21 protein-coding genes are annotated in these 17,974 nt (G+C 69.0%); 13 read left to right on the top strand and 8 right to left on the bottom strand.

The features are described from left to right. The first annotated feature begins 103 nt into the window (after positions 1 to 103). Both ACFVIM_RS00725 and ACFVIM_RS00720 read left to right on the top strand, forming a co-directional pair. On the top strand, positions 104 to 763 hold the full coding sequence (locus ACFVIM_RS00725; RefSeq protein WP_384296987.1) for a ParB N-terminal domain-containing protein: 660 nt from the start codon (positions 104 to 106) through the stop codon (positions 761 to 763). Then, on the top strand, positions 760 to 2,205 hold the full coding sequence (locus ACFVIM_RS00720; RefSeq protein WP_384296985.1) for a ParB N-terminal domain-containing protein: 1,446 nt from the start codon (positions 760 to 762) through the stop codon (positions 2,203 to 2,205). The genes ACFVIM_RS00725 and ACFVIM_RS00720 overlap by 4 nt, the downstream gene beginning before the upstream one ends. A 567-nt stretch (positions 2,206 to 2,772) precedes the next feature. On the opposite strand, the gene ACFVIM_RS00715 is transcribed toward ACFVIM_RS00720, so the two are convergent. Continuing rightward, the gene (locus tag ACFVIM_RS00715; RefSeq protein WP_384296984.1) at positions 2,773 to 2,952 is read right to left on the bottom strand and encodes a hypothetical protein; all 180 of its coding nucleotides are present in this window, start codon (positions 2,950 to 2,952) and stop codon (positions 2,773 to 2,775) included. Positions 2,953 to 3,383: 431 nt separating this feature from the next. On the opposite strand from ACFVIM_RS00715, the gene ACFVIM_RS00710 reads away from it, so the two are divergent. From ACFVIM_RS00710 to ACFVIM_RS00665, 10 genes are all read left to right on the top strand, one after another. Then, on the top strand, positions 3,384 to 3,923 hold the full coding sequence (locus tag ACFVIM_RS00710) for a hypothetical protein (protein ID WP_384296982.1): 540 nt from the start codon (positions 3,384 to 3,386) through the stop codon (positions 3,921 to 3,923). Next, a complete protein-coding gene (locus tag ACFVIM_RS00705; RefSeq protein WP_384296981.1) occupies positions 3,920 to 5,458 on the top strand; it encodes a terminase large subunit domain-containing protein in 1,539 nt (512 codons plus the stop codon). Before ACFVIM_RS00710 ends, ACFVIM_RS00705 begins: the two co-directional genes overlap by 4 nt. Before the next feature lie 84 nt (positions 5,459 to 5,542). Next, complete coding sequence (locus tag ACFVIM_RS00700) at positions 5,543 to 5,929, top strand: hypothetical protein (protein WP_384296979.1); 387 nt, start codon at positions 5,543 to 5,545, stop codon at positions 5,927 to 5,929. 9 nt (positions 5,930 to 5,938) lie between these two features. Continuing rightward, positions 5,939 to 7,831 carry a hypothetical protein gene (locus tag ACFVIM_RS00695; RefSeq protein WP_384296977.1) on the top strand — a complete coding sequence of 631 codons (1,893 nt, stop codon included), beginning with the start codon at positions 5,939 to 5,941 and terminating at the stop codon, positions 7,829 to 7,831. A gap of 103 nt (positions 7,832 to 7,934) precedes the next feature. Further along, a complete protein-coding gene (locus ACFVIM_RS00690; protein ID WP_384296975.1) occupies positions 7,935 to 8,555 on the top strand; it encodes a hypothetical protein in 621 nt (206 codons plus the stop codon). Between the two features lie 147 nt (positions 8,556 to 8,702). Further along, complete coding sequence (locus ACFVIM_RS00685) at positions 8,703 to 9,122, top strand: head decoration protein (protein WP_384296973.1); 420 nt, start codon at positions 8,703 to 8,705, stop codon at positions 9,120 to 9,122. Positions 9,123 to 9,135: 13 nt separating this feature from the next. After that, on the top strand, positions 9,136 to 10,191 hold the full coding sequence (locus tag ACFVIM_RS00680) for a major capsid protein (protein ID WP_384296971.1): 1,056 nt from the start codon (positions 9,136 to 9,138) through the stop codon (positions 10,189 to 10,191). After that, entirely contained in the window at positions 10,191 to 10,463 is a 273-nt protein-coding gene (locus ACFVIM_RS00675) for a hypothetical protein (RefSeq protein ID WP_384296969.1), read from the top strand. Before ACFVIM_RS00680 ends, ACFVIM_RS00675 begins: the two co-directional genes overlap by 1 nt. A 67-nt stretch (positions 10,464 to 10,530) precedes the next feature. After that, positions 10,531 to 10,854: a hypothetical protein gene (locus ACFVIM_RS00670; RefSeq protein ID WP_384296967.1), complete on the top strand. Its 324-nt coding sequence runs from the start codon at positions 10,531 to 10,533 to the stop codon at positions 10,852 to 10,854. 2 nt (positions 10,855 to 10,856) lie between these two features. After that, positions 10,857 to 11,669 carry a hypothetical protein gene (locus ACFVIM_RS00665; protein ID WP_384296965.1) on the top strand — a complete coding sequence of 271 codons (813 nt, stop codon included), beginning with the start codon at positions 10,857 to 10,859 and terminating at the stop codon, positions 11,667 to 11,669. 89 nt (positions 11,670 to 11,758) lie between these two features. Here ACFVIM_RS00665 and tgmC read toward each other — a convergent pair whose 3' ends face one another. From tgmC to ACFVIM_RS00640, 5 genes are all read right to left on the bottom strand, one after another. Continuing rightward, entirely contained in the window at positions 11,759 to 12,946 is a 1,188-nt protein-coding gene (gene tgmC, locus ACFVIM_RS00660) for an ATP-grasp peptide maturase system methyltransferase (protein WP_384296963.1), read from the bottom strand. Further along, positions 12,943 to 13,899: an ATP-grasp ribosomal peptide maturase gene (gene tgmB, locus ACFVIM_RS00655; RefSeq protein ID WP_384296961.1), complete on the bottom strand. Its 957-nt coding sequence runs from the start codon at positions 13,897 to 13,899 to the stop codon at positions 12,943 to 12,945. The genes tgmC and tgmB overlap by 4 nt, the downstream gene beginning before the upstream one ends. Positions 13,900 to 13,901: 2 nt before the next feature. Then, complete coding sequence (gene tgmA / locus ACFVIM_RS00650; protein ID WP_384296959.1) at positions 13,902 to 14,174, bottom strand: putative ATP-grasp-modified RiPP; 273 nt, start codon at positions 14,172 to 14,174, stop codon at positions 13,902 to 13,904. A 168-nt stretch (positions 14,175 to 14,342) separates the two neighbouring features. Further along, entirely contained in the window at positions 14,343 to 14,528 is a 186-nt protein-coding gene (locus ACFVIM_RS00645; protein ID WP_384297025.1) for a DUF397 domain-containing protein, read from the bottom strand. 526 nt (positions 14,529 to 15,054) lie between these two features. Beyond that, the gene (locus tag ACFVIM_RS00640; RefSeq protein WP_384296957.1) at positions 15,055 to 15,810 is read right to left on the bottom strand and encodes a GntR family transcriptional regulator; all 756 of its coding nucleotides are present in this window, start codon (positions 15,808 to 15,810) and stop codon (positions 15,055 to 15,057) included. Positions 15,811 to 16,009: 199 nt separating this feature from the next. Here ACFVIM_RS00640 and ACFVIM_RS00635 point away from each other — a divergent pair, with 199 nt between their 5' ends. Then, entirely contained in the window at positions 16,010 to 16,384 is a 375-nt protein-coding gene (locus ACFVIM_RS00635; RefSeq protein ID WP_384296955.1) for an ATP-binding protein, read from the top strand. Positions 16,385 to 16,431: 47 nt separating this feature from the next. Here the strand turns inward: ACFVIM_RS00635 and ACFVIM_RS00630 are convergent, their stop codons facing one another. After that, a complete protein-coding gene (locus ACFVIM_RS00630; RefSeq protein WP_384296953.1) occupies positions 16,432 to 16,743 on the bottom strand; it encodes a hypothetical protein in 312 nt (103 codons plus the stop codon). A gap of 318 nt (positions 16,744 to 17,061) precedes the next feature. Then, complete coding sequence (locus ACFVIM_RS00625; RefSeq protein WP_384296952.1) at positions 17,062 to 17,973, bottom strand: formylglycine-generating enzyme family protein; 912 nt, start codon at positions 17,971 to 17,973, stop codon at positions 17,062 to 17,064. Between the last annotated feature and the right edge of the window lies 1 nt (position 17,974).

Here is a 17,974-nt window from a genome sequence, read left to right as displayed (position 1 = left end):
GCGGGGCACAGTCGGCCCCACGGCCCGCATCGACAGTTGCCGTGATCGTCTAGGGTTGACGGGCGTAGGGCGCGGGGTACGGCCTACCTAAGGGACGACGCCCGTGACCGCGCTCGCCAACATCCCCGAACAGCTCCTCCCGCTCGCCGTCGCGATCTCGGAGCTGGCCCCCTACCACCGTAACCCCCGAACCGGTGACCTCCCGGCCATCGCCGAATCGCTGACGGTCAACGGCCAGTACCGGCCCGTCGTCGCCAACAAGGGCACCCACACCGGGCGACCGAACGAGATCCTGGCAGGCAACCACACCGTCGCCGCTGCCCAGCAACTTGGCTGGGACCAGATCGCCGTCACCTGGCTTGATGTCGATGACGAGGCGGCGGCCCGCATCGTCGTTGTGGACAATCGGACCAACGACCTCGCGGGGTACGACACCGCGCTGCTCGCCGAAGTCCTCGCCGAGATCCCGGACCTTGTCGGCACCGGCTACGACCGCGAGAGCGTCGACCGGCTGCTGGACGACACCTCCCTGCCCGAGATGCTGGAGCTGACCTCCGACGGGGCGGGCACCGGCGCCGCCGCCACCGTGGACTACCTCCAGTGGGGCTACCTCCAGTGGGAGTCCAAGCGCGTCCGGATCACCTCCGAGGAGGTCGATGCCCTCAACGCGATCTACGCCAAGTTCGTGGACGACACCGACAGCGACATGGGCTTCGGCTGGCACGTCCTTCAGCACGCCCACCAGGAGGCGAATGCCGCATGAGCAGCGCCCCCGCGACGACGTTCCACGAGTCGTACCCCCTCGACCAGCTCCGCCCCGCCGACTACAACCCCCGCCGTCTCAGCGAGACCGCCTTCCTGCGGCTCCAGGCGTCCCTCCGGCGGCACGGCGTCGTCAAGCCCGTCATCCTCAACGCCGACGGGACCCTGGTCGCCGGTCACCAGAGAACCAAGGGGCTCAAGGCGATCGGCATGACCCACACACCCGCGGTCGTGCTCGGCACCAAGGTCCGCCTCCAGGACGAGATCCAGTTCAACCTCCTCCACAACCGCGTCGAGACCGAAGCCAGCGTCGTCTACGCCGAGCCCGGTGAACTCGGCGCCTGGTCCTGGATCCCCTGGCAGACCATCCGCGTCGCCGAACGCAAGAACCTGAGCTTCGTCAACGCCATCGGCCACATGACCGCCGGCCACGGCCCGTGGGGCAGCGTCGTCATCGATGACCAGGGCCGCATCGTCCTCAACGCCGAGTACGCCGTCGTCGCCGCCATCAACCGGTTCGACCTCCTCGCCTGGACCGTCCCCTCCGCCGAAGCCGCCCAGCTGCACGCTGACCTCACCGGTGAGTACGGCGTCTACGACTGGACCGCCATCGAAGGCAAGGCGCCGGTCTGGAACCAGCACATCGTCCAGCCCAAGAGGCTCCGCAAGTTCTCCTCCAAGGCAAAGGCCGGGAAGCTCGCCTACGGCTCCGAGACCTGGGACCAGCTCGTCACCCCCTGGCTCAAGCCGACACACAGGGTCGTGGACTTCGGCGCTGGGTACGGCGACTACGCCAAGCACCTGCGGGCCAAGGGCTTCAACATCCGCGATTACGAGCCCTACCGCTGCCGCGACGGCTCGTACGCAGTCGACATCCGAGCCGTTGTCGGCATGATCCGCGACATCAACACCGACATCCAGCAAGTCGGCCTCTACGACGTGGTGGTTCTCGACTCGGTTATCAACGCCACCACCAGCCTGGAGTACCAGCACTGGGTGCTCGCCACCGTAAACGCCCTGTGCGCCGCCGATGGAGTTGTCTGCCTCGGCACCCGAAGCCTCGCCCGTGAACTCCGCGACGAGCAGGCCAAGCGCGTCACCAGCCAGACAGCCACCACGAAGATGAGCTTCCTCGACGAGAACAACGTCGAGATGAACTTCGTCAAAGGGAAATGGCAGAAACTCAGATTCCACACCCCTGAAACCCTGGAAGGCCTCCTCCGGCGATACTTCGCAGACGTTCAGCTAAGCGACCTCAGCGGCTCCAACCTCAAGGCCACCTGCCGCCGCCCTATTCCGCTCGCGAAAGAAGAGTACGAAAAGGCGTTCGAGGAGGAATTTAATATGCCCTACCCGAATGGCTTCCGACATGGCAGGCATCTGGAATTGGTGGGAAATTTGATAAAATTGGTTATTGAGAGGAATGGTTCTCTCGGGAGCTGAGGGATCGGTGGGGAATTCATGTCGCAGAAAATAAGGGTTGGTATCGAGTCGCGGTCCCGGTACCACATCATGTGGCTCGCCGGAGTGCGCCACGTGGCCCTCGACCAGCACTGCTTGCGGACCTTTGGGCAACCGGACCGACTGAGAGTCGATCCGAAGCGCCGACATCAGAGCGTTGAACTGCCAGCAGTCAATCAGCCACTCGCCTGGTATCTCTGTGCACTGCCGAACCCCTGGAAGTGGAGCGACAATGCGCATCTCGCCTTTGAGGTCGCGCTGGGGGAGAGCTGGGAGGGCCCCGCCCTCGTACCCGGCCTCCACGTCCAACTGGAGAACGCTCGCCCCATCACGGGATGGGGCGAGCGTGACATCCCTGCTACGGAGCCTCGCCGGAACTCCGTCCGGTTCCGGACCTGCCGCAACTATCAATTTGCTTGGTGGCTGCGCAACCACCGCGACGCGCCGGACGCGCCGCCGGAGTTCGTCCCGCCCAAGCGACCGGGTGTAGGTGAGCAAATGTCACTGATGTGACGACGGCGCTGGCGCCGTCGAATCCGTCTCGTCAGGCTACTCCACGCCGACCGTCGATTCAGAAGCTTCGAGCTGCTCGGGGTCGGCGGTCGGCGACACCGAACTCTCCTGCGCGGTGTCGCACCGAAAGGCATTGCGCAACCTGCGCCACGCCTCAATCAAGGGGAGCAACTGTCCCAGGATTCCGGTCAAGACGAAGATCGCGATCGAGGCCACGCCCGACCAAGCGAGAATCCAAAGAACCGCAGACGAGTCCACTGTTCGATCCCTTTCTGCTCAGGGCCGAACTGGATGCGGGCACGCGTACTCAGCTCGGCCACGACCTGTGGCTGAACTGAGTTCCGTACCAGCGATAGAAACTCAGGAAATCTCGGTTCTTTTTGCAAGCACGTGAAAGTGGTTGCTCGTCCGTGTACCTATCGGTGTCGAGCAGGTCGCTGGATCCGCTCGCCTTGTCAGCACACCTGAGGGCTCACTCCAAGGCCAGGCGCAGCTGGCCTCCCCCCCCTCGGACTTTCAGTTGGCACGATAGTCATCCCCGGCGGCGTCGTCCGGGGAACACGAGAAGTCGCAACGAACGGCTCATCGTCGGGCGGTGCGATCATGGAGGCGGGCGCGGGGGCGCACCCGAGCCATGAAGGACCGACGTGGGACGCCCCGACAAGGCCACGCGTGCGGCCATCGCGCGCCGCCGCTCGGACGCCATCGACCTCCGCACCGCCGGGGTGGACTGGCTGACGATCGCCCGCAAACTCGCCGCCGACCCCGCAGTCAACAGCGACGGCATCGCCTACCCACAGGGGTACGGCATCGAGCGTTACCGAAGAAGTCAGGACCCCCCGAGCGACGAGACCCTGATCCACGCCGCCTGCCGGGACGTGCGTACCGCCCTGGCCGACCGCCGCGCAGAGCTGAACGACAACGTCGACGAACTGCGCTCCTTGGAGGCCGACCGGCTCGACCGGCTGTTCTTCGTCGCCTACAAGAAGGCAGTCCGTGACCAGGACCTCCACGCCGTCGACCGAACGCTGCGGATCATGGAACGCCGAGCTCGGCTGCTCGGCCTTGACATGCCCGTCCGTACTGAGCTGACGGGCGCGGGCGGCGGAGCGGTCCAGATCGAGAACGTCACAGCGGACGAACTCGACGCCCTGATCACGCTCACCGACCCGGACGCCGCCGGATGACACCCCGGGACCCCGCGAGCGCCGTCGCCCACTACAAGACGCTGCCACCAGCGCAGCGCCGCGCCATCGCCCGATCCGCTTCCCCGAAGCTGCGGCCCGAGCTGGCCCGCGCTGAACGCCAGCTCGCCATGGACCGCTCCCCAGGGGCACTCGCCGCCGTACTCACCGGCGGGCGCGAGATGCAGGCCCCGCACCTGGACTTGATCGACCGCGCATTCATCGACATGGCCGAGGGCCGGTGCGACCGCGTCATGCTCACCATGCCCCCGCGGCACGGCAAGAGCCGACGTGCCTCCCGCTGGGCCCCGCTCTGGTACCTCCGGCGCAACCCCGGCCACCGCATGATGATCGCGAGCTACAGCGCCGACCTTGCAGACGACCACGGCCGATGGATCCGGGACGCCATCTACACCTGGGGCGACGATCTCGGCCTCCAGCTCAAGCCCGGCAGCCAGGCCGCGAACCGGTTCGACATCATCGGCGGGGAAGGCGGACTCCTCGCGGCTGGCCTCGGCGGCGGACTCACCGGCCGCGGCGCCCACATAGCCATCGTCGACGACCCGGTCAAGGACATGGCCGACGCCGACTCCCTGACGATGCGAAAGCGGGCCTGGGACTGGTGGACCTCGGTGCTCCAGACCCGCCTCGAACCCGTCGGAGCGATCTGCTTGATCCAGACGCGCTGGCACGAGGACGACCTCGCCGGCCGGATCCTCGCGACCGAGCGCGATGCCTGGCGGGTCATCGACCTCCCCGCACTCGCCGACAGTCCTGACGACCCACTCGGCCGTGAACTCGGCGAACCCCTCTGGCCCGCACGCTTCGACAAAGCACACCACCGCAAGACGAAGAAACGCGTCGGCGAGCGCGTCTGGGGCGCTCTCTACCAGCAGAAGCCGCGACCACCCGAGGGAGGTGTGTGGAAGCGTGGATGGATCAGCACAGCCCGCATCACCCCCATCCAGTTCTCCGGCCTGGACATGGCCCGCATCGTCGTCGCCGTCGATCCCGCCGGCGGGGAATCCACGGTCGGAGATGAGACCGGCGTCGTCGGCGTAGCGAGGGGCTTCGACCGCCATCTCTACGTCGTCGCTGACCACTCTGGGTCCATGGGCGCCAACGATTGGGGGCTCACCGCGTGCCGCCTGGCCCTCGACCTGAAGGCCGACGGGATCGTGGTGGAGAAGAACTACGGCGGTGACATGGCAAGGCAGGTGATCACCCAGGCATGGGAGCAACTTCGCCGGAACGGTGACACCAAAGGGCTCCTCATGCCCATGGTCCTCGAAGTCACCGCGAAGATTGGCAAACGGCTGCGCGCGGCACCGGTCGCCCAGCTCTACGAGCAGCAGCTCGTTCACCACGTCGGTGAATACGACACGCTGGAGGACCAGATGGCCACCTGGGTCGAAGGGATGGACAGCCCCGACCGTATGGACGCCCTCGTTCACGGACTGACCGAACTCGCCGATCCCGATCAGCTCGACACCCTTCCGCCGGGCACCGACGACGACCGCTTCGGAGGCCGCCGCTGACGCTTCCTCTGGGCAGAAACCGCCCGAAGAGGAAACTGCCCAACAGTCGCCCAGAACCCGTGCCCCGCTGTTAGCCTCGCGATCATGGTCGCTTGGGGGCAACGCGTACTCGGTCTGGCCGTCGTGATCACGCTGGGGGCAGGAGTGAGCGCCTGCACCGAGCCGCCGCCGAAGCCGTCATTCGAGGAGCAGCGAGCCGCCCACTATGACCGCCTTAAGGAGGTGGGGCAGGCTGCGCGCCGGGAGGCCCTGGCCATGCAGCGGAAGAAGATCGCCGACGGCGTACCGCGATCAGCTTCGACACCAACCGAGGCCGAGTGCGGGGCACGATGGACCGCCATCGGCGAGAAGGAGCAGACGGCTGGCGACCGTGACACCTTCGTCAGCATCTGCTCCACCCTCCCGGTACCGGGGCTCCCCGGGTACGTCGAGGCGGTAGAGGAAGCGGAGAACGGGACGAAGGCGCCGTAACCTGATCACGTGGCGTGGGGCCGACTGCCCGGGGAGAACTCTGTGCGCCTGCGCGAACTGATCACCGACGCCTGGAGCTGGCTGGACTACAAGCCCGCCATGGCCGCCCCGCGCCGTCCGGGGCATACTGCCTGGGCCGAGCTGACTGCCTCGTGGATCCCCGACCAAGACCTCCGCCGCCTCGCTGCGTACCGACTCCTCGCTGCCTATGACTCCAACCAGGCCGGACAGTTCGCCGAGATCGTTGGCGACGACGAGACCGGGGGCGAACGCCGCGAACTCGGAGACGCGTCGAAGCTCGTCGACACCGCTCTCGGCTACCTGCTCGGCGCCGACCAGACCATCACAGTGCCCGGCGCCGAGCAGGCCGACGACGAGCCGACACCCGAACAGACTGCCGCGGCCACCGTCCAGGCCCAGTTGCGGAACTGGGCCGAGAAGGAGCTGCTGCCCTACCGGCTTCAGCAGGCCGAGCGCACCGCCATCCTCACCGGCGACACTGTTTACACCCTGGCCTGGGACCCGGCCAAGGGCAGGGTGCTGCTGCGCACCTGGGACCCCGGCTTGTACTTCCCGGAGTGGCTGGACGACGAGGCCCAGGACGCCGCTGACTTTCCTGCCCGCGTCCATCTGGCCTGGGAGATCCCCGAGGACCGCAGACGCGGGACGAAGGCCCGGATCCGGCGCGTCACCTACGAGCTGGGGCTGATCGGTCCCTCCACCCAAGCCGGACGGGACCAGGACGGCCGAGCTGTTCGAGAGCCTGTCGCCGCCGGCGACGGCACCCCGCTGCTCACCCGCGGGGACACAGTGGACCCCGGCACCGGGACCGTCTTGCGGACCTACCCGTGGTCACCGGGCCGGGCCTCCGCCTACACCTGCTACCTCACCGACGCCGAGTGGGAACTGGACGACCTCACCGGGTCCGACTTGGTGTACGACCTGCCGCTCCACAAGGCGACCTTCCGCGTCCGATCGGACGGCGAAGTCCTCGACCGGCTCGACCTCATGGTGGACTTCATCCCCCTGGTGCACCTGACCAACAGCATTCCCGGCAGCGGTGAGCACTGGGGCAAGCCTCTGCTCGCCACCGTCCTCCAGGGCCTCGATGAGCTGTCCGCCACCGACACCGACAGCTCCGCCGCCTCAGCCACCACCGGCTCGCCGATCATCGGGCTGTCCGGCGCCCGGCTTCCGATCGACCGCTCCACCGGCCAGCCCCTTCCGGTCAAGGTCCGGGCCGGGACGGTGTGGCAGCTCAACGAGGGCGGAAGCATGGACGTCCTCGACACCTCCCCCCAACTCGCCGAACTCCGAGCCCGCGTGGATCACGTCCTCGACCGCATCGCCGCCAACACCGGCCTCACCGCCGCCGGCCTCGGAACCCTCGACCCGACCGCCCTGCCATCCGGCTACGCCCTCAAACTCGCCCTCGGCCCGCTCGACGCACTCGTCTCCGCGATGCACCTGGCCCGCAACCACAAGTACGGCATCCTGCTGCGCATGGTGCAGCGGCTCCACCAAGCCGGACACGCCGACGGCTGGCCTGCGGGGGAGTCGCTGCCCGCCCGGCTGGTGTGGGGGCCGCACACCCCTACCGACCGCGCCGCCGTCCTGGACGAGGTGGTCAAGGGCGTCGGGGCCGGTGTGCTGTCCGTGGAGACCGCTGTCCGCATGCTCATGGACGCCGGATACCCCATAGACGACGCCCAAGCAGAGATCGCCCGTATCGAGGCCAGGGCCTTCGACGCCGCTGCTCGGCTCGCCGACGCCACCGGCGACGCTGCGGCAGTCCGCCGATACCTTGGCCTGCCCGACGTGCAGCTTGAGCAGCCGTTCTCACTCCCGAACCGTGGCGGCCCACCGGCTGCGGCCACCGACACCAACCCGGTGTCCTCGTAGGCAAGAGGCCGACAAGAGGGTCGGCGTGAACTCCGAGTCTCAAAGATCACCGGCCACGTACACTGGTTTCCGGCGTGGGGGCGCTGAAGGTCTTGGAGTTCGTATGACGCGCGCCCCGCTGCCACCCACGCCTGAGGTCTCGCCGGATGACGATCCCAACGAGAGCACCAAGGGCAGCCTCACCCAGGAAGACCTGACCCGGCTGCTCGCCCGGGAGAAGTCGCAAGGCGGCCGGACCGCCGTGAAGAAGCTCCTCGAAGGACTCGGCTTCGCCGACGCCGACGCCCTGAACGCGTTCGTCACCACCAAGCGGGACGCCGACCAAGCGGCGCTGACGGAAATCGAACGACGTGAGCAGGCCGCCGAGGAGAAGCTGAAGGCGGCGGAGGCTCGCGAGGTCGAGGCCGCACTACGGGAACGAACAGCGATCCGACGCTCGGCGCTGGCCGGACTCGGCGCAGCCGGAGACGGTCTCGAATACGCGATGTTCCTCATCGACAAGGAACTGAAGGACGAGGCGGAAACGGGCGAGGACGCCGTCACCGCTGCCGCCGAGTCACTGGCCGAGCGACGGCCGGACCTGTTCAGCCCGCCCCGGGAGGCCACGCCGCCCGCCCCGGGAGGGTCCCCCGCCGGTGGGCCACCACCGCGCGGCGGTGTACCGCCCAAGCCGGGCGCGGCCGGACTCGACATGGCCCGCCGTCGCGGACACATCACCAACTGACCTGCATAAACAGCAGTCACGGCACAGCCCGTGACCCCACCGGCGGGATGGCCGGACCCGGGGACCACGCCCCTCACCTCTCCCGTGGACGGTGCCACCACCCAGTGAGCGCGCGATCCATCGCTTCACGTCCACGGGAGACCGGCTGTGACACTCCAGCCCATCACCACGTCGTCGTCGCACACTGCCGACCGGGCCTGGCTCGGCGCTCTGCACGGCACCGACAGCACCGAGACCATCACCCTCGACCTCACGAAGCTCACCGCGGGCACGCACACGGCCGCATCCACCGACACCACCCAGCCCTACAGCCGAGTCCTGTCCGGCGTACCGGTCGGCAAGATCACGGCGTCCGGGCTGTACGGCGCGTACGACCCGGTCGCCGTCGACGGCCGCCAGACCTTCGCCGGACTCGTCTTCGCGGAGGTGCTGTTCGCGCCGGCCGCGACGAAGACGCCCGCCGCACTGCTGTGGCACGGCACGGTCGTCGCCGCGAAGGTCCCCGGAGGCATCGACCCGAGCAAGATCGCGCCGTCCGTGACCGGACCGCAGATCCGGTTCGTGTGAGAGGCCGCCGACGATGACCATTCAGGACCTGATCAAGAACGTCAGCGCCCACGACCTGACCGCGTTCGCGCGGGCCATCCCCTCACAGAAGGACCACCTGCTCAGCCAGTCCGGCGGGATCATCCCGACGCTGGAGATGGACGAGGTCAAGTGGAAGATCAAGGACAACGGCCGGTACGTCAACGTCGCCAAGTACCGCGCCTTCGACGCCAGTGTGCCGTTCGCCTCCCGCGAGGCGTGGCAGACCACGCGCGAGGGCATGCTCCCGCCGCTTGGCCAGAAGCTCCTGGTGGGCGAGCAGGAACAGATCCTGCTGGAGGCATCCCGGGGCGCAGACGAAGACCGGCTCATCGAGCTGCTGTACGACGACACCGAGCGCCACGTCGAAGCCATCCGCTCCCGGATCGAACTCGCCTGGGGCGATGTCTTGGTGGACGGCAAGTTCTCCCTCAACGCTGAGAACGGTCTGACGATCGAGGTCGACTGGGGCGTACCGGCGGGCAACATGCCGACCGTGCCCAAGCTGTGGTCGGACCCGACTTCCGACCCGATCGCGGACGAGCTTGCCTGGATCCAGTACCTCGATGACCGCGGTGCACCGTACCCCGAACTCGTGGTCACCAGCAGGAAGGCGTTCAGCCACCTCGCTGGGAATGCGGCCTACCGTGCCGCGTACTACGGGTCGGTGACCCCCTCGAACACCCCGACGGCGACGCTCACCCCGCAGCAGATCAACGTCGTCCGAGACAACTACGGCCTGCCCCCGGTCACCTTCTACAAGGGCCAGGTCCGCGTGAACGGGACGCAGACGCGGGTGCTGCCCGAGGACCGGTGGATCATGCTGCCCCCGGACCGTACGAAGTGGGGCCAGACGATTTACGGCGTGACCGCCGAGGCCCTTGCTCTCTCGCGAGGCTCGAACCCCGCGATCACCCGGGAGGACCGGCCCGGGATCATCGTCACTCGCGGTGCGCAGGACGACCCGGTGCAGATCTGGACCAAGGGCGCTGCCGTCGGAATGCCCGTCCTGCACACGCCGGACGCCCACATCGTGGCCAAGGTGATCTGATGAGCCGCCGCCTCGCCGCCGCCGTGCACATCCAGCACCCGGTCACCCGGGACTGGATCATCCTGGAGCCGGGAGACGAACCCGATGACGATCTGGCCGCCGAGATCACCAACCCGGACGCCTGGGAGCCTGTGGCGGCCGACGAGCCCGGACCGGACCTGACCGAGCCCGACGAGCCCGAGCCCGAGCCTGTCGAGCTTGAACCGGTCGAGCCCGAGCCGGAGCCGACCGCACCCCGGCGGCGCAGAAAGCCCACCGACGCCGGCGCGTAGAACGAGATCCCCGAGCCCGCCCCGCCCCTTACACGGGCGCGGGCGGGCCGACCCGTACGGAGTGCTGATGGACCCGACCCTTCTGGCCTGGCTGCGGGCACAGCTCGGCACGGCCACCGACGAACTGGACCTCGCCGCCCGGTACGCCCGACTGGGAAGTGCGCGCGATGTCGCCGCCGAGGTGCTGTCCGAACGCCGCGCGCGGCTGCTGGCGGAGCCGCTGCGGATGACGGTGGACGGCGTCGTGACCGTTGACCAGAGCAACAACCTGGCCGGGGTGGAACGGCAACTTGCGGCGCTCGCCGATCTCCTCGCGCCCGATGACCCGGCCGCGGGGGAGCCAGGCATCGACCTGGTGACCGCGCCGCTCGCCGCCCGTCGGCGCCGATAGCCGTGGCGTACAAGTGGCCCCCGCTCATCCCCGGCGACCCGGACGAGATCGCCCGCCGGGTCGCGGCCGTGCTCGACCAGGCGGCAAAGAAGCTCGCCGACCAGCAGCGAGCTGTCCTCCGCGCCCTGGAGCACCGGCCCCGCGGGCGGGACGTTGCTGTCCGGCTGGAGGAATTCCAGCGCGCCATCAACGCCTTCCGTCGCGAGGTCGACCAGGAGGCGCAGGCGTTCGTCCGCCGACAGCTCCCTCACCTGTACGAGCGCGGCGCCCGCGCGGCCGCCACGGCCCTGGGCGGCGAGTTCACCTGGAGCGCGCTCCACCGCGACGCCGTTCTCGCGCTCGCCGCCGACTCGTACGCCGACTTCCTGCGCCGCTCCCAGGAGGCGGACCGCACGGCCCAGCAGTTCTACCGGGCGGTCCGTCTCGCCGCACGTCAGGAAGTACCGCTGCTCAGCACGGGGAACGTCACTGCTCGGCAGGCCGCGAGGGCTCTTGCTGACCGTCTCGCCGCCGAGCACCAGCTGAGCCACGTCGTCTACCGCAACGGGGCGCGCGTCCCCATACGGGCGTGGGCCGAGGCGGCGACTCTGGCCAAGTCGGCGGTCGCCTACAACGCCGGTACCCTCGGCCGGACCCGGGAGGCCGGTGTCACCGTGGTGGAGGTGTTCGACGGCTCCGACTGCGGCTGGACCTCGCACCGGGACCCCGACAAGGCGAACCGGACCCTCCGGCACGTCGAAGAGGCGGCGGAATGGCCGATCTCGCACCCGCGGTGCCGTCGCGGCTTCGGCCCCCGCCCGGACGTGGAGTGGTGAAGTGGCGAGCAGCCTTCGAGGAGGAGCCAGCGGACAGGTCCCAGCCCGCTCCCCAGTCGGAATCGTCCGGGCTGTGCCGGGTGGACGGGTCAGGTGGGCAGGGTCCAGCTGGGCCCGCCGGGAACGTCGAGACGTACCGTCTGTTCGGTGGGCGTGACGGTGACGGTGAAGGCGGTCTGCGGGGGTGAGCCAGCCGCTTCCCAGGCGTCGATGGCGGCTTCGACGTCGTCCCAGAGCCGGGCGGGCCCGCCCTGGCGAACCCGGTATCCGTCGCCGTCGTGGTCGGGGGTGAGGGTGGCGAAGGAGCCGCTGCCGATGTCGATGGCGTGCGCCATCCAGGGCCCGCCGTCCACGCGGGTGGCCAGGTGCTGGGCTGCGGGGGCGGCGAGCTGGGCGAGGAACACCTGGCCCCAGTTCCGGAAGACGTCCCGGCCGTAGCGTGCGGGGCGTTCGTCTGCCGGTTGCCGCACCAGGGCGGAGAAGTCGCCGAGGTCCGGGGAGGCGTGGGGGCGGGCGATCATGAAGGAGACGGTGCCGGGCAGGAAGCGGCCCTCGGCGGTGCCTTCCTCGCCGACGGTGAGGCGGACGAGGCCGGAGCCGTGGAGCCAGCCGGAGAGGGTGGTGAGGATGGTGCCCCCCGGTGTGACCTGCCGGAGCCAGGCCGGCGGGATGGTGCGTACCGAGCAGGTGGCGATCAGATGGTCGTAGGGGGCGCCCTCGGGGTCTCCTTGGAGGCCGTCGCCCTGGATGAGCCGGGGTGTGTATCCGGCTGTGGTGATCGCGGTGCGGGCGCGGGTGGCGGTGGCCGGGTCGTATTCGATGGAGGTGATGTGGTCGCTGCCGAGGCGGTGGCACATCAGGGCGGTGGAGTAGCCGGTGCCGGTGCCGACCTCCAGGACGCGGGCTCCGTCCTTGGGGTCCAGGTCCTCCAGCATCCGCACGACGAGGCCGGGGAGGGTGGAGGAGGACGTGGGGTCCCCGCCGACGGGACCGTCCACGTCACCGGGGTGGACATCGCCGTTGAGTTGGGTGACCAGGGTCTCGTCCCTGTACACCTCTTCCAGCCAGGCGTCGGTGCTCCCGGTGTCGGGGGACGCCGGGGTCCACCTGGTTCCCTGGGGGCCGTCGCTGCGGCGGAAGAACTCCGGGACGAAGACCTCCCGGGGCACCGTGGTGACGGCCGCCCGCCAGGCGGCCGAGCGCAGCTGTCCGGCGTCCTCCAGCCCGTCGGCCAGCCGCTCGCGCAGATGGGCCGCGAGCCCGTTGGGGTCGGTCATGCGGAGAGTCCCTTCTCCAGTACGTTGGCGAGTGCGGCGGCGATGGCGACCCGGGTTTCGCGGTCCACGAACGCCCACTGCCCGTTCGGGTTGATCTCGTACATCCACCAGCGGCCATCGTGGCCGAGCCCGAAGTCGAATGCCCCGTAGGTGAGGCCGAGCCGGTTCATGAAGGCCCGGATGCCGTCGCCGATGGCGGCGGGCACTTCGATGGGGTCGAAGGCGATCCGGTCGTAGTCCCACCGCCAGTCGAGATGGTCGCCGTCCACGGTGACCCTGCTGGCGAACAGCCGGTCGCCGACGACGGCGATCCGGACGTCCGCCGTCTTGTCCACGGCCTTCTGGAACAGATGCGGGCACGCGGCCACTCCGTCCCCGATCTCGTCCGGATCAACCCGCCGGACCCAGATCGTCCGGTGCTCACCGTCCTCGACGTACGCGGTGGTCCGCAGCGGCTTGTAGACGACCGGCCCGTACTCCTTGGCGAAGGCGCGGGCCTCGGCGGGGTTGTTCGTGATGAGGGTCGGCGGAACCGCCAGGCCGGCGCGCGCGGCCTCCACGATCTGGCGCGGCTTGAACTCAGCGGCGAGGTTGCGGTGGGGGTGGTTGACGTACAGGCAGTCCAGCGCCCCCAGGACACCGCCCAGGCCATGCCGGGCGTGGGCGGTGATGAAGGCGCGCTCCTGGGGGTCCAGGTCGTCCGGCGCACCGTAGGGGGAGGGTCTGCGGTAGTAGACGGAGCGCACGGTTTGGAGGTCGAAGGCGCGGCCGTCGGCGGTGAGGGTCCCGGCCCAGGGACGTCCGGGCAGAGCGAGCGCGGAGAAGTCGACCGCGTCCGCGCCCGGGTCGAGCCGGACGACGGGGACACGCCGTTCGTTCAGCTCGGTGATCACCCAGTCGGCGGTGGGGTCGGCCAGCTCGGTCAGCACCACGACCGGTCGGTGAGTGCTCATGATCAGCTGTTGGACTCGTCCTGTTCCGTCTTCTGGTCGTGGTCGTCGTCGCTGACGCTGGGGCCGGCACCGTCGCCCGGATTCGTGGTGGTCGCGGTCTCGACCCCCTTGTGGGTCGAGTGCTTGCCCATCTCCACTCGGCGGCCCTCCGCGTCGTGATAGATCGCGGTCTGCGTGTCCGGGTCCAGCCCAACGAGCGTCGCGGTCTGCCTGCTGAGCGTCGGGTAGGGCTCCATACGCGTCAGCCCCCACGGAACAGCGGTCTCTCGGCTCATGCCTCTCCTCAGGCCGGGCTTGTCAGATCGCCGCATTCTCCACGCCTGCCGCAGCGATCAACAGGACACGAGGGTGTTTTCAGACACGACGGACAGCTCGCCAACACAGTACGACCCGCGTCCCCGGCCTACCGATTAGGGAACGCGGGTCCTACCGTCTTCGGACGTTCAGATGCCGTTGGGATCGCGCTGGGCGTCGATGAAGCGGGTGAACGCGTCAGGAGAGACCATCAGCATGGGACCGGTGGGGTTCTTCGAGTCGCGGACGGCGATACCGCCATGGGCACGGACATCGGCGACTTCTACGTACTGCCCTTGGTCACCACCGCTGTATGACGACTTTCGCCAGGTCAGGCCGTGCTTCTCATTCGCGGTAGCTGTATCCGGTCATCAGAACTTCTCCCTCAAGTGGGTCTTGATGAGCTCCCGCGACTCGTTCGCGGGAAGTGCGAGTTCTGCGATCTTGTCGAAGACAAGCGAGAGGGCTCTCACATCGGCCGAGAGAGTTGTCGATGGAGGTCACCTGAGAGCGGGGCCGAGTGTCCGCTCGCCGCCGTCCCTGACATGGTGGTGATCGAGGTCGAGGATGGATCTGCTGGCCGGGCGCGCGTCACCGAGGCCGGGCCGTGGGACAAAGACGGCGGGGGATGCCTCTGGCCGACTCGGTCGCCGGGTCCTGGGGCGTCAGCGCGGGCGGCGCACGGGCCTTGTACGTGATTGCCGTTCCGGGGGTCGCTCGGAGGGCTGCACGGTGACCGGCGACGGCAGCGCCGGGGCGGGCCCGAGGTTCTTTTGCTTCGGCAGTCCGGTGTTCTTGGCGGGGTGGCGAAGCTGTCTGGGCCCGCGCACGGGTGTGCGCGGGCCTGGATGGAGGGTGTTGTCAGCCGGTGATGCTGAGCGTGATGCGGTGGTGGAGCTGTGCGGTGGTCACGGTGACGCACACGGTGTTCCCGTCCCCGTCGCGGGTGATGCCGACGATGCGGTAGCCGGGCGATCCTTCGGGTACGCCGAGTGCGGTTGCGGCGGCGGTGTCCATGGGCTCGATGGTGATGGCAACGTCGGTGCCGCCGGTGACGTCCCAGCCGAGCCAGTCGGCCACGCGGATCCCGGAGGGCGGCGCCGCGCTGTCGGCTCCGGCCGGGGCGAGCATCGGTGGCGTGCCCTCGTGGCCTTCGGGGACGCAGGCGGCGATCCTGTAGGGCATGATCGTCAGTTTGTGCTGGACGGGTACGTCGTCGACGTAGCGCATCCGGGTGCGCTCGACTATGTCGGTACCCTCGGCAATCCCCCACCCGGTGAGTCCGGCAGGCGCGGTGATCTGCTGGACGAGGGTGGTCTGCGACCGGGATTCGCCGTCGGCGGTGGGCTGCCATGCCTGGGCCGCGGCGAGGTCCGGCGGGGTGAAGGTGCCGAGGTGCGCGTCGGACTGGCGGGCTGCGGTGACGTAGCTTCCGCTGGTGCTGTCCGTGCGGATGAGTCCGAGTGCGGCCAGCGCCGCGTAAGCGGCGGAGACGGTCTGCTGGCTCGCGCTGTAGTGCTGGACCTGGTCGCGCACGGACGGCAGGCGGCTCTGGTGCGGGAGCTCTCCGGCGATGATGCGCCGGCGGAGGTCCGCCGCGATCGAATGGGCGTCCATAGTCCCCTCCTGGTGGGCTGTCAGGACAGTTACCAGTGTGTCCTGACAGCCCATCCTGCGGCCAGAGGGACACCCGCACAAGCGACTGTCAATACAGACGCTATCTGTATTGACAGTCTGTTGGAGGATCCCTACCGTCTGGGTTCAACGGCGGCCGCCCCTTCCCCGCGAACAGGGCGGCCTACGACGGAGGTACGCGATGCGAACAGCACGGCCCCTACAGACCGGGCAGCCTCACCCCCACACCCAGGCCACCTGCGCCTTCGCGGTTGCTTTCGAGCCCGCCGACTCCCGCGTCGAGCACATGCGGCGGATTACCAAGGCCGAGCTGGTCACGAACGCGATCCAGCACGGTGAGGGCGCGGTCGAACTTCGCGTAGAGGTTCGCCCTTGCGAGCTGCGGATCGCGGTTACCGACGGCAGCCACCAGAAGCCGGTGCTGCGTAACGCCGCAGATGGTGAGGAGGGCGGTAGGGGGCTCCAGCTCGTGGACGCCTTCGCCAAGGAATGGGGTACCTCCGGCGACGGGCGGACCATCTGGTGCACTCTCTCCCTCACTCCGGACGGCGCGTGATGACCGCCGTGGCTCCCGATGCCGTTCACCGCTGCTCAGCGGGCCGGTCAGGGCCCGCTGCTGAGGAAGTCGGCTGCGCGTTTGTCCAGTTCGGCGGCGCTGCGGACGCCGCGCTCGCGGAAGCTCACCAGGTCGCGGCGCAGGCGGGTTACGGCCTTGCGGGTGCGCACGGACTCGACGCCGGTCATGTGGTCGATGGCGCGGTGCCAGGTGGCGCACGCCTGCTCGATGCCTCCGGTCTTGAGCTGCATCTCCGCGCTGGCGACCAGGTCGAGCGCGACGATCCGCGCGTACGTCGGGGCGGGCCGGGACGCTGCCGCATGCTCGTACTGCTCGGCGGCGGCGCGGTGGTTGCCCATCGTCTCGTGGACTTTCGCGGTACGGGAGTAGACGGACGCGGCGGGCGGCCCCCAGGACAGGGCCCAGAAGGGCAGCTCGTCGTCGCGCCCGGCCTCCAGGAGGTCCTGCGCACTGGCGGCCTCGGTAACGGCGGCCCTTCTCTGTCCGGACTATGCCGCCAATTCGGGTGTCTCCCCGTGCTCATTCCTCAGCGTGCATCAGTCCGATTCACCGTGGAGGGCCGAGGCATGCCGGTCGCATTCCCAGCAGCGCGCACCGTCACAGACGAACGTATCTGTGTCCCCTCGGTATCGATAACCGAGGAAGACGGACCCTCGTCACGCCGTCGTCACACAGCGGAATGCTGTGTCGTTGTCCTGCATGGTGGTGTTGGCGGCGTTCTGGAGCGAGGGGCGGGCGCGGTCGAACGGCGAGGTGAAGGCCGAGCCCTTCAGCTCGAACCGGCCGGGCTGTTCCTGGGTGGCGCACCACTCCCAGGTGTTGCCGCACAGGTCGTAGACGCCGTACGGGCTGACGCCGGACTGGTACCGGGTGACCGGTGTGGTCTGTCCGATCCCGGCTTCCGCGGTGTTGCACTTGGCGGCGGTTGGTTCGTCTCCCCAGGGGTACTCGCGTCCGTTCGGGCCGCGGGCGGCCTTCTCCCATTGCTGCGAGGTCGGGAGTCCCTTGCCGCACCAGCGCACGTAGGCGGCGGCGTCGTTCCAGTCCACCCAGACCACCGGGTGATCGCGGAGGGCTTCAGGGTACCGTCCTTCCGGCCAGTGCCGGGGCGGCCGGTGGCTGGTGGCCTGGACGAAGCGCGCGAAGTCCGCGTTCGTGGTCGGGTAGATGTCGATGAGGAAGCTGTCCACCCAGGTCGGCACGTTGCGCGGGCCGGACAGGAAGATGCCCTCCTCGATGCGGACCATGAGTTTGCCGTCGAGCGGGTGCTTGAACAGGCGGGCGTCGCGGCGCAGCAGCTCTTCGGTGCGCTCGTCCTCGGCGGCGGCCGCGCGCTCGGTCAGCAGCTCGGCGAACCGCTGCTGAATGGCGGTCCCGGCACGGGCGAGGAGCGTGTCCAGTGCGGCCTGGTTGCCGGGCCGCAACTCGATCGTCGCGCCCCGGCTCTCCCAGGTGGTGAGCTGCCGGTTGCTGACCCCGACCATCGCCGCGAAGTCCCGCCCGGTCTGCCGCATCGCGCGACGCAGCAAGGCGACTTCCTGGCCTGTCCATCGCGTCACCCCCGTCATG

It is taken from the genome of Streptomyces sp. NPDC057638, assembly GCF_042800315.1.
GTDB lineage: Bacteria > Actinomycetota > Actinomycetes > Streptomycetales > Streptomycetaceae > Streptomyces.
The sequence above is the reverse complement of the archived record's forward strand: the minus strand, read 5'-3'. Positions and strand labels throughout refer to the sequence as shown.

What these genes read in the sequence shown, in the direction of transcription:
- tgmC (WP_384296963.1), bottom strand. Translation starts at nt 12,946, where the DNA reads ATGACCGACCCCAACGGGCTCGCGGCCCATCTGCGCGAGCGGCTGGCC.
- tgmA (WP_384296959.1), bottom strand. Translation starts at nt 14,174, where the DNA reads ATGAGCCGAGAGACCGCTGTTCCGTGGGGGCTGACGCGTATGGAGCCC.
- ACFVIM_RS00640 (WP_384296957.1), bottom strand. Translation starts at nt 15,810, where the DNA reads ATGGACGCCCATTCGATCGCGGCGGACCTCCGCCGGCGCATCATCGCC.
- ACFVIM_RS00675 (WP_384296969.1), top strand. Translation starts at nt 10,191, where the DNA reads ATGAGCCGCCGCCTCGCCGCCGCCGTGCACATCCAGCACCCGGTCACC.
- ACFVIM_RS00690 (WP_384296975.1), top strand. Translation starts at nt 7,935, where the DNA reads ATGACGCGCGCCCCGCTGCCACCCACGCCTGAGGTCTCGCCGGATGAC.
- ACFVIM_RS00635 (WP_384296955.1), top strand. Translation starts at nt 16,010, where the DNA reads ATGCGAACAGCACGGCCCCTACAGACCGGGCAGCCTCACCCCCACACC.
- ACFVIM_RS00700 (WP_384296979.1), top strand. Translation starts at nt 5,543, where the DNA reads ATGGTCGCTTGGGGGCAACGCGTACTCGGTCTGGCCGTCGTGATCACG.
- ACFVIM_RS00670 (WP_384296967.1), top strand. Translation starts at nt 10,531, where the DNA reads ATGGACCCGACCCTTCTGGCCTGGCTGCGGGCACAGCTCGGCACGGCC.
- ACFVIM_RS00625 (WP_384296952.1), bottom strand. Translation starts at nt 17,973, where the DNA reads ATGACGGGGGTGACGCGATGGACAGGCCAGGAAGTCGCCTTGCTGCGT.
- ACFVIM_RS00720 (WP_384296985.1), top strand. Translation starts at nt 760, where the DNA reads ATGAGCAGCGCCCCCGCGACGACGTTCCACGAGTCGTACCCCCTCGAC.
- ACFVIM_RS00705 (WP_384296981.1), top strand. Translation starts at nt 3,920, where the DNA reads ATGACACCCCGGGACCCCGCGAGCGCCGTCGCCCACTACAAGACGCTG.
- tgmB (WP_384296961.1), bottom strand. Translation starts at nt 13,899, where the DNA reads ATGAGCACTCACCGACCGGTCGTGGTGCTGACCGAGCTGGCCGACCCC.
- ACFVIM_RS00630 (WP_384296953.1), bottom strand. Translation starts at nt 16,743, where the DNA reads ATGGGCAACCACCGCGCCGCCGCCGAGCAGTACGAGCATGCGGCAGCG.
- ACFVIM_RS00680 (WP_384296971.1), top strand. Translation starts at nt 9,136, where the DNA reads ATGACCATTCAGGACCTGATCAAGAACGTCAGCGCCCACGACCTGACC.